Origin of the sequence: Rugosimonospora acidiphila, from assembly GCF_039543385.1 — a bacterium.
GTDB classification, from domain to species: Bacteria; Actinomycetota; Actinomycetes; order Mycobacteriales; family Micromonosporaceae; genus Rugosimonospora; species Rugosimonospora acidiphila.
This window is the reverse complement of record NZ_BAABJQ010000007.1, coordinates 215,613-227,676: the sequence shown is the minus strand read 5'-3', so window position 1 is coordinate 227,676 and position 12,064 is coordinate 215,613. Positions and strand designations below refer to the sequence as shown.

Below are 12,064 nucleotides of genomic sequence, written 5' to 3'. Positions count from 1 at the left end.
CCGCGGGTTGACGCTACGGCGATAATTAGTCCTTGTTCAATGGACAAATTCTGGCTTGATGCGCGCTAATTCCATAAAGCTTGACGATAAATTGAGGTGGCGATGCAGTCTCCACCGCTCGAAGACGCACCCCGGCCCAGCGAGACGCTGCGCGCCTTCAACCGCCGGCGACTGCTGACCGCGCTGCGGCAAGGAGGCGCCGCGAGCCGTGCGCAGCTCGCCCAGCTCACCGGCCTGTCCGCCGTCACCGTGTCGGCACTGACCACCGAATTGATGCGCGAGGGGCTGCTGGCCGCGACCCCCGGCACCACCCGCCGGGGCGCCGGGCGGCCGCCCGCGCTGCTGTCACTGGCCGCACCGGCCGGCGTCACCGTCGGAGTCGCGTTTGGACACAACCAGGTGCAGGTCGCCATCGGCGACCTGTCCGGCCGGGTCCTGGCACATCAACGCGTGCTGCTGGACGTCGCCAGTTCGGCGACCCGCGCCCTGGACACCGCGGCCGGCCTGGTCGGCACCGCGCTGACCGAGGCCGGTACGCCCCGCTCGGCGGTCGTCGGGGTGGGCATGGGCGTACCCGCACCACTGGACCGGCAGGTGGGCACGATCGGGTCGAACAACATCCTGCCCGGCTGGGTCGCGCTGCGACCGGCTGTCGAGCTCGGGTCCCGGATCGGACTACCGGTCGCGCTGGACAACGACGCGAACCTCGGCGCGCTCGCCGAACGTGCCCACCAGACCGATCGGCGCGTCGACGACCTCATCTACCTCAAAATCTCAACCGGCATCGGCAGCGGGCTGATTCTCGGTGGCCAGCTCCACCGCGGCTCCACCGGCAGCTCGGGCGAGATCGGCCATATCCAGATCCGCTCCGACGGGGTGGTGTGCCGCTGCGGCAGCCGCGGATGCCTGGAAACACTGGTCTCCACCACCAGCATCGTCGCGCTCCTGCAACCCGCGCACGAACAGGGCCTGACCATCGGCGACGTCGTCACGCTGGTCGCCGCCGACGACCCCGGCGCCACCCGGGTGGTCGCCGAGGCCGGCCGGATGATCGGCCGCGTCGTCGCGGATCTGTGCAATCACCTCAACCCGGCCGCGGTGGTCGTCGGCGGCGAACTCAGCGAGGCCGGTACTCCGCTGATCGCCGGCATCCGCGGCGCGATTGACCAGTTCGCTCAGCCGGTGGTGGCCAGGGCCGTGACGGTGCGCGCCGCGGCCCTCGGCGACCGGGCCGAGGTCCTGGGCGCGCTGCTGCTGGCCGCCGACAGCGCCCGACCGCTGTGACGGTTGGCCGGCAACGGCGACACTGCTGCCGGCCACCCGTCTCGGCGCGGCACAGCGCAGGCGCGGGTTCGGCGAGGTTGTCGAACTGGTCCCCGCCGAGCGGTTCTCGGCCCAGACCCGTTCCAGTACGAAGGTGAACGCCTCCGTGGGTTGCGCGCCGCGGACGCGGTGGACACCGTCGAAGAGAAAGAACGGTACCGCCGAGACACCGAGCGCTTGGGCGTGCCGGGCGTCGGCCTGTACCGCGTCAATGTGTTCGCCGGTGGCCAGGACCCGGGCGGCGCTGGCCCGGTCGATGCCGACCTCGGCGGCCAGCCGCAGCAGGGAATCGTGCTCGAGCACGGAGCGCCGCTCGGTGAAGTGCGCCCGGAAGAACCGCTCCAGCAGCGGCCATTGCAGATCGTAGGCGGCGGCCAGGTGCAGCAACTGGTGCGCGGACAGGGTGTCACCGACCCTCGCCTCGAGTAGATGGAGCTTGAGACCCTCCGCCGCTCCGACACCCTCCACGCTGATCATCCGGCGACGGGCCACGTCGACCGACCCGCCCAGCGCGGAGGCCAGCGGGCGTACCGCGCGGACGGTGTGCCCGGCGGGAACGCCGGGATCGAGCCGGAAGGAGCGATGCGTGACCACCACGTCCGGGCCGTGCCGGAACGCTGCCAGTGCCCGATCGAAGCGGCGTTTGCCGATGTAGCTCCGGGGATGCTGAACATCTGACCAGATATCGACTCGCACGACATCTCCTCCGGGGACACGCATCGCGGCGGCATAGCGTTCGCCGTACTCAGGCAGGGATGTTGGTCGTAGCGCCGGGCGGTGGTCGTGGTCCTCTCACCCTCACCGCCCGGACCTCGACAGGCCCGGGCCAGGGCATGGCGGTCCGCACCGTGCCCACGCGCGGCACGGCGTGGAGCCGTGAATCGGATGAACTCGCGCCGAACGGGAGGCGGCAGGTCCTGGCGGGCACCACCTGGTACGCGAGTGCGGGTCAGCGACGAATCAGGCGAGTCGGTCGGACCAGCCGACCGGGAAGGGCTTCGCCGCCACGCTTCCCCCCACCGGCCGGGGCGGGACGAAGCTTTGTTGCGTGCCAGAACATATTCGTCGGACGCCGGTCTACGCAAGCAGCCGCGGGCCACGGATGTGTTGTCGCCCGTAACGATTGCGCAACGCGGGGGTACCGCGAACGCCGGCACGGCCCGGTGGCACGGTCGGCTACCTGTCGACGAGTTCGGCGCCCGCCAACGCGACCGCGCCCAGGATCTCCGCCTCCTCCCCCAGCTCACCCGCCAACAGCCGCACACCCTGGCCGATGTTGTTCGGGGTGTGCCGCTCGATGGCGTCGCGCACCCCCGCGAGAAAGGGCTCAGCCGCCGCACGCAGCATCCCGTCGACCACGATGGCCTCCGGGTTGAGCACGACACAGACATCGGCCAGCACCCGGCCGATCCGCCGGCCGGCGTCGGAGAGAATCCGACGGATGCCCGGATCACCGGCGGCGACCAGGGCGAGCACTTCGCCGAACGCCACCGGCCGCTGATACGCCGGCTCCAGCACCGCGACCATGGAGAACCCGACCACGCTGCGCAGGCAGCCCCGCCCACCACACGCGCACCACGGCCCGTCGTCACGGACCTGGACATGGGCCAACTCACCCGCCAGGCCCTGCGCGCCTCGATACAGCCGGCCGTTCAGGATCAGGCCGACACCGACCCCGTCAACGACCTTCAGGTACACGAAGTTGTCGACTCCCCGCCCGGCACCGAAGACCGCCTCCCCCAGCGCGGCGAGGTTCGCGTCGTTGTCCGCGCTGGCCGGCACGCCCAGCCGATCCCCCAGTTCGATCGCCGGATCGGGACGCAGCCCCGCCAGCAGTGCCCGGCGTTGGGTCACCGGCTCGGGACTCGGCTCGCGGATCGGCGCCATCGCGCTGCCCGCACCCCTGGTGAACGGGGCGGGGACGCCGATCACGGCGCAGTCGAGCTGACCGGCGTTCACCCCGGCGTCCACGAGTATCTCCGCCAGCCGCCGCACACCCGGCCCGACCACGCCACCCGCCGCGTACAACACGTCCATCGGAATGTCCCGGCGGCCGCGAATCACACCATCGAAGCTGGCCACCGCGACGCGCATCCCGACATGCGTCAACGACAGCACCGCCACGAACCCCGCGGGCTCCGCCAGGTCGAGCACCATCGGCGGACGACCCGCCCGCGACGCACGACCCCGATCGGCGACCGGGCGCTCCACCACGACGCCGGCGGTCAGCAGCCGATTGACGACCCCAGCCACCGTCGTCTTCGGCAGCGCGGTCAGACCGGCCAGTTCCGCCCGCGTCACCGCGCCATGACCGCGCAACGCGGCCAGCAGCACCCGCTCGTTCGACGGCGCGCCACCGGACTGCTCATTCGATGGGCCGACGAGCCGCTGACTCATGCGCCAGAGGGTAGCCGCCGGGCCAGATTTGAACGACCCCGTCCAAATCTCGGGGACCTTGACTCGCGTAGTCCGTGCTCCTAGCGTCAATCGCGGGCCTGGGTTTGGACGGGTCGGGCCTAACGGCACTCCGGTCGGCCGGACCAGAGAGCCGGACCAGACAGCCAGCGATGGGTGACACCCAACGACTTCCGGAGGTTTCGCGTTGTGTCGCCGGCGTTGGTCGGCCGGGGTTGGGCGGTGCCGATTCAGGCCCCACCGAGGCGACCGGCCGGTGCGGTCCTTTCGGGTGTGCCGACTGCCGTGTTCTGTTTAACTGGAACAAAGGGGGCGCCTGCTCGCCTATCGTGAGGGGTGATCCGGTTTCGAGTCGGCCGCCCGAGCGCGACAGGGGACGGCTGGTCGATGGCAATCACGGGTGCGGCTCGGCTGCTCCGCGGGTCCAACGCGCCGCAGCGGGCGACCCTGCTGGAACTGCTCTACGACGTCGTCTACGTGGCCGCCTTCGCGCTGACGTCGAGGCGGTTCGCCGAGCACCTCACCTGGCCCGCGGCGGCCCAGACCCTGGTCATGCTCACGGCGATCTGGTGGACCTGGTCGTCCATCGCGCTGCTGACCAACTTCTACAACCCCGACCGGGCACCCATCCAGACCATCGTCACGATCACGATGCTCGGCGTGGTGCTGATGGCGGTCGCGATACCGTCGGCGTTCGCGGACCATGCGGGGGTCTTCGCCGGCGGGTACGTGGGCATCCACCTGATCAAGGGGATCCTGCTGATCGGCGCGCTGCGCGGAGCGGAGCACGCAGAGGCACGGGCGCGGGCGGCGCGGTTCCTGTTCTGGTTCATGATCTCGGGGATCGGGTGGATCGCCGGCATCCTCGTCGACGCCTCGACCCAGCTCATCCTGTGGGCCATCGCGGCGGCGGTCGACGTCCTCGCCGGCGCGGCCCGATACCCCACGCCCTGGCCTTGGCGCGGCTCCGTGCCGACCGGACACTACGCGAAGGCGGGTGAGCACTTCGTCGAGCGGTTCCGGCAGGTAATCATCCTGGCGATCGGTGATCTCATCCTGGTGCCGTCGTTGGAACTCACCCGCTCCGGGTTGGACCCGCCCCGGATCGTCGCCTACCTGGTGGCGTTCGTCATGACACTCCTGCTGTGGCAACTGTTCGCGCACGCGACCGATGCCACTCCGCTGTCGCTTACCGGGGAAGGCCGGAAGGTGGGCCTCCGCCTGGCGCCCTATACCCACCTAGCTCTGGTGGCTGGCGTGGTGGTCACGGTCGCCGGCTTTGAACTCGTCATCAGGCGGCCCACCGGGGCCACGCCGGTCCGTTGGGTATGCGTGATTCTCGGCGGTCCGGCTCTGTTCGTGTCGGCCCGGACGATCTTCGAATACACGGCGCTCCGCGTGCTGTCGATGATCCGGCTGGGTTGGTTGGCCCTGCTGGCCGCGGTCTCTCCGGCGATGGTGTTGGTCCCGCCCGTGGTGGTCACCTTGGTCGCCGCCGCTGCTGTGCTGGGCATCGATGTGACGGATGTCCTCCGATTCGGTTGGCGGTTGGGGCGACGGCCCGACGACCCGAGAACGGCTGACCGATGACGGGCACGGACGTGGCTCGGTTGACCCGGAATCGCAACACACCGAAACGGGCGACCCTGCTGGAGTTACTCTTCGACCTCGTCTACGTGGCCGCCTTCGCGCTGCTGGCGTTACGCCTCGCGGGCAGCGTCACCTGGCACGGCGTGGGCGGGACCGTCGTGCTGCTCATGGCGGTCTGGTGGACCTGGTCGATCACGGCGCGCGTCACGGACTTCTACGATCCCCAAAAGAGACCGATCGAGGTCGTCATCGCGACCACGATGCTCGGCACCGCGCTGATGACGATCGCGATCCCGTCGGCCTTCACCCAGCACGCCGCGGTCTTCGCGGGCGCGTACGTGGGCATCCACGTCGTCCGGGGCGGCGTGATGGTCAGCACGCTGCACCATGCGCGGCGCCGGGTGGCGCGGTTCCAGTTCTGGTTCGGGATGTCGGGGATCCTGTGGATCGTGGGTATCTTCGTCGGAAGCCCGGCGCGGGCAGTCCTCTGGACCAGCGCGTTGGCGGTCGACTTCCTCTCCGCCGCCATCCGTTACCCCACGCCCGGGCTTGGCCGGGTCCCGACCGAACAGTACGGGCGGACGAGTGAGCACCTCGCCGAACGGTACCAGCAGGTGGTGATCCTGGCCCTCGGCGATCTCACCCTGATAGCTGCGTTGACGTTCAGCAGACTCGGGTTCGATCTGGCCCGGGTCGTCGCCCTCGTGGCGTCGTTCGCCATGATGCTGCTGCTGTGGCAGTTGTACGCGTACGCGGGCGGAGTGGTTTCGGTCCTGGTCTCGCGACGAAACCCGAGCACGGGCCCCCGCCTGGCGCCCTACACGCACTTCCTCATGGTCGCCGGGGTGGTGGCGGTGGCCGCCGGTTCCCGACTCGTCATCACCCGGCCCACCGGGCACACTCCCGTCGGCTGGGTGTGCGTCCTCTTTGGCGGCCCCGCCCTGTTCCTGATCGGCCGGACGATCTTCGAGTACGCGTTCGCCGGCCGGCTGTCGAGGGCCCGGGTGGGCTGGCTCATCGTGCTGATCGTCGCGGCGCCGTCGACGACCTTCCTGCCCCCCGTGTTCGTCACCGTGCTCGCGAGCGTCGGCATGGCCGGGGTGGCCGCGACAGACCATCTGAGTACGCTCGGAAAGCTGCCACGGTGGCTCGATCCTCCTGCCAGTCAGCAGTAAACGCGTTGAAGGGCTGAGACCTCACCGGAATGGCCGGGGCGTGGCACAGTGGGCGGATGATTTCGGGGCAGTTCGCTCGCCCGCGCGGTCTGCTCGGCCGCCTGGTGGGCCGCACGATGGCCCGGCACAACGCCGTGTTGACGCACCGCGTCGTGGCCGCGCTCGGGCTCCGCGGGGACGAGACGGTGGTCGAGTTCGGGCCGGGCCCCGGGGTGGGGCTGCGGTTGCTGGCCGAGGCATTGCCGGACGGGCGCGTCATCGGAGTTGAGCCCTCGCCGGTGATGCGTCGCCAGGCGGCGGGGCGGACCCGGCGGTTCGGCGACCGGGTCGAACTCGTCGACGCCACCGCGGCCACCGTGGGGCTGCCCGCGGAAAGCGTCGACGCCGTCTGCGCGGTCAACAACGTCCAGTTGTGGCAGCCGCTGGCGGCATCGTTGGCCCGGGTGGCCCAGCTGCTGCGGCCGGGCGGCGTGGTGGCCTTCGGAGTCACCGAACACGCCGTGCTGCCCGACGGTGGCAGCGTCGGGCGTGGCTTCGACTCTGCGCTCATGCCGCAGCTGACCCGGGCGGGCTTCACCGATCTGACCGCGGTCTGGCAGCCCGGCGGCAACGGCGAGGAACTCCTCGTCGAGGGCCGCCGCGCGCACCGACACGCTACCTAGCGGCCACGACCGCGCGCATCAGGTCCAGTTCGGTGTCGTAGATGTGCGCCGACTTCACCGTCATCGTCAGCGTACCGATCCCGACACGCAGTTCGCCGGCCACCCGATCCTGTAGCGCCGCCAGTTCAACGAGGTTGGCGTAGCCCTTGGTGCCGAAGTCGATGCCGTGCGCGTACACGGCCAGCTGCAGCTCTCCGTCGAGCAGCCAGAAGTCGAGCAGGCTCACGCATGGGATGTAGCTCGTGTCGGTCAGGGGCTGGAAGGTAGTGATCGTCGCGTTGCGCGCCCAGGGATCCGCGGCCAGCTTGTCGACGACCCAGCGGATCTGGTCACGGCCCGAGTGGGCGTAGTCGTAGAGGCGCGTCGCGTAGCTATCGGCGTCGCCCAGGTCGGCCACCCGGGAGTGGTCGGTGAAGTTGACGTGCATCCAGGCCAGGCGCTCCGGATCGGCGTGCTCGGCGATGATCGCGTCCTCGACGCGGGGCGAGCGGACCTCCAGCGTCGCGCGGAAGATCTCGATGAGTGGCGCCTTGTCCCAGTATCCGGCCACGCCGTCGGTCAGGATCTCGGTCGCGATCGCCAGCCACGCCTCGCCCAGGGTCGCCACGTCCACCCGTACCGGTGCGTCGCTCGTTGTCATGGGTGGAATGTACGTCGCGGCCGGTGCCCGGGGCGGAGGCACCCCGGGCGGGCCTCCCCGCACCGGCCCAGGGTCAGCGGTCACGGCTTTGCCGCCGTGGTACTCGACAGTGGTTGTTGGGCCGGCGCCGGCTCCGTGCTAGCCGGCTCGGGACCGCCCGACTCGGCGGTGGTCGGTTCGGGCTCATCCGACGGGGCGGGATGCTCGCGGCGAGGCAGCAACAGCGGGCTGGCGAGGATGAGCAGGCCCGCGACCGTGAGAGCGGTCCGTGGACTGGTGAGGCCGGCGAGCAGCCCGCCCAGCGCGGTGAAGACCGCGATGGCTGCCTGTTGACCGATCGACCAGGCCGACAGGGTGCGGGCGATGCGGTGCCTGGGGGTGTGTTCGAGCCGATAGGTGGCGAGCACGGGGCCGTACAGGCTCATGCTGACGATGATCGCCAGCTCGACGGCTATCACGGTGAGCAGGCCGACCACGCCCGGCCGGACGAAGGCGAGACCGATCAGCCATACGGCGCGCAGGGTGCCGACGGTCCGGAAGACCCGGTGCTGGCCGTAGCGGGCCACGACCCGGCGGGCCAGCCGGGAGCCGATGAGCCCGCCGACGCAGGGTGCGGCGAAGGCGAGGCCGTACTGCCAGGGTCGGAATCCGAGCTGACCGAGCAGGAGCACGGCCAGCAGCGGTTCGGTGGCCATGATCAGTCCCCCGACGACCATGTTGTTGACATAGAGCGTCCGCAGGCCGGGGTGGGCCAGGATGTGCCGCCAGCCGTCGAGCAGTTCGCCGGCCCGCAGCTGGCTCTTTTCGGCCTTGCGCGGGGCGTCTTCGGCCCCGCGGATGGCGGTGATGCTCAGCGCCGAGAACAGATAGCTGAGGGCGTCGGCCACCACGGTGGTGACCGGCCCGAACACGCCGATCGCCGCCCCGCCCAGCGGCGGCCCGACCGCGAGGGAACTCCAGTTCGTGGACTCGAACCGCGCGTTGGCCACCAGCAGGTCGGCCGGGGGCACCAGGGCCTTGAGGTAGGCGCCGCTGGCCGCGTTGAAGGCGATCTTGGCAGCGGCGACGACGGCCGAGACGACGAGCAGCTGGACGAAGCTGAGCCAGCCGAACGCGTAGGCGACCGGGATCGTCGCCATGACCGCGAAGCGGGACAGGTCCATCGCGATCATCACCGGCCGCTTGCGGCGAAACTCGACCCACGGTGCCAGCGGCACCGCTATCAACGCGCCCACCGCCGGCCCCACGGCGGACAGCGCGGACACCTCCACGGGGCTCGCGTGCAACGCCAGCACGGCGATCAGCGGGAACGCCCCGAGCGCCAGCCCGGAGCCGTAGGCGCTGACCGCGTAGGCCGCCCACAGCCAGCCGAACTGCCGCCCCAGGGAGCGCCTTGCCACCAATCCGCGCACCCTTGTCCCGGGTGTCACAACTCGTCGTTGAATCACCGCGACATCAAACCAACGCCGGAGAAGGGCATCAAACAACCCATCGGGCGGCGAGCCACAACCCTTGGTTGTCCGAGTAGGGTCTCCGCGTGGACCTCGACGCCGTACACACCTTCGTCGTCGCCGCGGACGCTGGCCAGTTCCAGGAGGCCGCCGCGACGCTGTCGATCACCCAGCAGGCGGTCTCCAAGCGCATCGCGACGCTGGAGAAGGACCTGGAGGTGCGCCTGTTCACCCGCACGGCTCGCGGCGCCCAGCTCACGATCGACGGCCAGGCATTCCTGCCCCACGCCCGCGAACTGTTGCGGGTCGCGCAGCGGGCCGACGCGTCCGTGCGTCCCAGCCGGCGCGCGCTGCGCGTCGACGTCGTCAACCGGCGCATCGCGACCGCGGTGCTTCTCCAGGACTTCTACCGCACGCACCCCGAAATCGAGCTGGATGTCGTGACCCTGGACGCCGACGTCGATGGCGCGACCGCTGCCGTCGAGGCCGGCACGATCGACGCCACCTTCCACGGTGTTCCCCCGCAGCGGCAGCTGCCAGCCGCGATCAACACCGCGTGCATGATCAACGAGCCGCACGAGCTACTCGTCGGACCCCGCCACCCGCTCGCGAACGCCGGCACCGTCACGCCCGCGCGACTCGCCGGACACCGGATCTGGATGCCGGGCCTGGCCGCCCGCGGCGAGGTCGCCGACTACTACGCCGAACTCGCCACCGCGTTCGGGCTCACCATCGACATGCTCGGGCCGGTCTTCGGAAACGAGGCGCTGCTGGACGAGATCGCCGACTCGTCGGACCTGGCGACCCTTGTCGGCACGCGCTCCCGTTACCTGTGGCCGGACAACTACGACCTGCGACGGGTGGTAATCCGCGACCCGGCTCCCGTCTACCCGCTGTCAATGATCTGGCGCGCTGACAACCCCCATCCCGCGCTGGCCAAACTCCGCGACTACCTCGAGACCAGACGCACCGAGGCACCCGATGCCGAGGTCTGGGTACCGAACTGGGACCAACGAGCAGCCCCGAGGTCGCCGGACAGGTAAGGCCGACACGCCGGGCCGTCACGAATCCGCGGCGCCCCGGCCCTCGTCGGACCGCTCGTCGAGCAACCTCAGGAAGGCCGAGGCGATGAGCGCGACGGCCCGGTCATCGTCGTGGGTCAACTGCCGCAGGACGTCTCGCGCGATGGTCCCCGGCAACTCGGCGAGTGCCTGGGCCAGGCGTATCCGCACCGCCGAGTCCGTCGGGTACGCGGCGAGCGCGCCGGCCAGCGCACTTACGACCCGGTCCGCGCACCCGGGGTCCAGCGACAAGGCTCCCAGGACCTCGGCGGCCTCGACGTCGTTGGTGCCCTCGACCACCATGCCGACAAGTGTTGGCACGGCCGTGGTCACGCCGCGCGCGCCCACCGCAAGAGCGGCATGCCTACGCACCGCCGGGTCCGCGTCGTCGAGTGCGTCCGCGAGCACCGCGGTCGCCTCGTCACCGGACAGCTCGGCGAGCGCCAGCACCGCACGCCGGCGGATGTCGGCATTGCCCGAACGAAGGCCGGACGCCACGCTCGCCACGCCGTCACCGCCGGCCCTCGCGAGGGCCCACCGCAGGGCGCCGGCGACGTTCGGATCGGATTCGGCGAGGACCGCGTCAGCCAGCAACTCGGTCGGCACCGGCACGTCCTCGGCCGGGGCCAGCACGGTCTGCTGTCGGCGGGCGGCACTGGACGAGTTGAGCCCGTGCAGGATCTCGACGATGCGCAGGACGTCCTGCCAGCCGGAGGGTGCCGAGGCATCGACCGTACGCAGCCGCTCGAGCAGTTCCTGCTCCCGCTTCAGCCGGTCCTCGGTCCGCCGGATGAGGTCGCCGACCAGTACCGACGGCGCGAAGGCCGGATCCTCCAGAGCGCGGGCGATCTGGCGCAGCGACAGCCCGAGGGACCGCAGGCTCTCCACGTGAAAGATTCGGCGAATGTCGTCGGCCGAGTACTCGCGGTAGCCACCCACGGTGCGGCCGGTCGGGCGCACCAGCCCGAGGGAGTCGTAGTGCCGGAGCATCCGGGTACTCACCCCCGAGCGGCGCGCCACCTCGCCGATCAGCACGCCGCTTCCCCGACCCATTCCGGACCGAGCGCGACCATCCGTTTCGCCTCGTCGACCGCGGCGTCGAAACCGGCGTCCGGGTCGAGTAGGAGCCGCTGGGTGGCGCGCGCGTGCGCACGCACCGTCGGGTCGTCACTCGCCAGTGCGGTCCGCAGGGCCGGCTCGATCACATCCGACAACTCGACGAGTGCGCGACTGAGGCTCAGCCGCATGGTCCGGTCGCCCCGACCGAGCTGTGTGGCCAACTCCACCGCCAGCCCTTCCCGTTCTTCCTCGGGTACGAGCACGACGGCGGTACGCCACGCGGTCCGCGCGACCTCGTCGTCGGCGTCACGCAGCAGCGAACGGGTGATCGCGGGCCAGGCACTCCCGTCCCCGATCTTGGACAGCGTGTGTAACGCCTGGCTCCGGGCCTGCGCGCGCTCGGAGTGCAGCTCCGCGCGGAGTCTGGGCACCGTGACCTCCGGCGGGAAGCGGGTCAACGCCCAGGTGAGCATGTCGCGCACGAAGAAGTCCGGCTCGATCGCGCACCGGGCCACGAGCGCGTCGAGCAGGCCGGGGTCGGGGTGCGTGCCGGCCGCCAGAGCCGCCTGGAGCCGCGTCGACGAGCTTTTGGCGCCCAACGCGGCCAGCAGTCGCGGGTCCCGCGAGTTCCCGTGTGTCGAGTCGATGGGGATCACCTCCGGCACCCAGTGAAGACCTTGTCACAGTG

Annotated in this window: 10 protein-coding genes and 1 pseudogene; 5 read left to right on the top strand and 6 right to left on the bottom strand. The window is 70.6% G+C overall.

Going from position 1 to position 12,064, the window contains the following annotated elements; genetic code table 11:
* Positions 1–102: 102 nt before the first annotated feature.
* On the top strand, positions 103–1,284 hold the full coding sequence (locus ABEA87_RS15000; RefSeq protein WP_345629957.1) for an ROK family transcriptional regulator: 1,182 nt from the start codon (positions 103–105) through the stop codon (positions 1,282–1,284).
* 195 nt (positions 1,285–1,479) lie between these two features.
* Here ABEA87_RS15000 and ABEA87_RS42605 read toward each other — a convergent pair.
* Together ABEA87_RS42605 and ABEA87_RS14990 are read right to left on the bottom strand one after the other, a co-directional pair.
* A pseudogene (locus ABEA87_RS42605) lies at positions 1,480–2,043 on the bottom strand (DsbA family oxidoreductase); the annotation flags it as partial.
* Between the two features lie 456 nt (positions 2,044–2,499).
* Positions 2,500–3,720, bottom strand: a complete 1,221-nt coding sequence (locus ABEA87_RS14990) for an ROK family transcriptional regulator (RefSeq protein WP_345629953.1) — start codon at positions 3,718–3,720, stop codon at positions 2,500–2,502.
* Between the two features lie 405 nt (positions 3,721–4,125).
* Between ABEA87_RS14990 and ABEA87_RS14985 the strand changes: the two genes are divergently transcribed.
* From ABEA87_RS14985 to ABEA87_RS14975, 3 genes are read left to right on the top strand one after another with little or no spacing between them, the layout of a single operon-like run.
* On the top strand, positions 4,126–5,328 hold the full coding sequence (locus ABEA87_RS14985; protein ID WP_345629951.1) for a low temperature requirement protein A: 1,203 nt from the start codon (positions 4,126–4,128) through the stop codon (positions 5,326–5,328).
* Positions 5,325–6,503 carry a low temperature requirement protein A gene (locus ABEA87_RS14980; RefSeq protein ID WP_345629949.1) on the top strand — a complete coding sequence of 393 codons (1,179 nt, stop codon included), beginning with the start codon at positions 5,325–5,327 and terminating at the stop codon, positions 6,501–6,503. Before ABEA87_RS14985 ends, ABEA87_RS14980 begins: the two co-directional genes overlap by 4 nt.
* A 56-nt stretch (positions 6,504–6,559) precedes the next feature.
* Positions 6,560–7,165 (top strand): class I SAM-dependent methyltransferase, encoded by a 606-nt coding sequence (locus ABEA87_RS14975; protein ID WP_345629947.1) that lies wholly within the window; start codon positions 6,560–6,562, stop codon positions 7,163–7,165.
* Here the strand turns inward: ABEA87_RS14975 and ABEA87_RS14970 are convergent.
* Together ABEA87_RS14970 and ABEA87_RS14965 are read right to left on the bottom strand one after the other, a co-directional pair.
* Positions 7,158–7,805 (bottom strand): thymidylate synthase, encoded by a 648-nt coding sequence (locus ABEA87_RS14970; protein ID WP_345629946.1) that lies wholly within the window; start codon positions 7,803–7,805, stop codon positions 7,158–7,160. The genes ABEA87_RS14975 and ABEA87_RS14970 overlap by 8 nt on opposite strands.
* 80 nt (positions 7,806–7,885) lie before the next feature.
* Entirely contained in the window at positions 7,886–9,205 is a 1,320-nt protein-coding gene (locus ABEA87_RS14965; RefSeq protein ID WP_345629945.1) for an MFS transporter, read from the bottom strand.
* Positions 9,206–9,342: 137 nt separating this feature from the next.
* Here ABEA87_RS14965 and ABEA87_RS14960 point away from each other — a divergent pair, with 137 nt between their 5' ends.
* Complete coding sequence (locus ABEA87_RS14960; protein WP_345629943.1) at positions 9,343–10,299, top strand: LysR family transcriptional regulator; 957 nt, start codon at positions 9,343–9,345, stop codon at positions 10,297–10,299.
* An 18-nt stretch (positions 10,300–10,317) separates the two neighbouring features.
* Here the strand turns inward: ABEA87_RS14960 and ABEA87_RS14955 are convergent, their stop codons facing one another.
* Together ABEA87_RS14955 and ABEA87_RS14950 are read right to left on the bottom strand one after the other, a co-directional pair.
* A complete protein-coding gene (locus tag ABEA87_RS14955) occupies positions 10,318–11,352 on the bottom strand; it encodes a MerR family transcriptional regulator (RefSeq protein ID WP_345629941.1) in 1,035 nt (344 codons plus the stop codon).
* Positions 11,346–12,032 (bottom strand): HEAT repeat domain-containing protein, encoded by a 687-nt coding sequence (locus tag ABEA87_RS14950; protein ID WP_425570892.1) that lies wholly within the window; start codon positions 12,030–12,032, stop codon positions 11,346–11,348. Before ABEA87_RS14950 ends, ABEA87_RS14955 begins: the two co-directional genes overlap by 7 nt.
* Between the last annotated feature and the right edge of the window lie 32 nt (positions 12,033–12,064).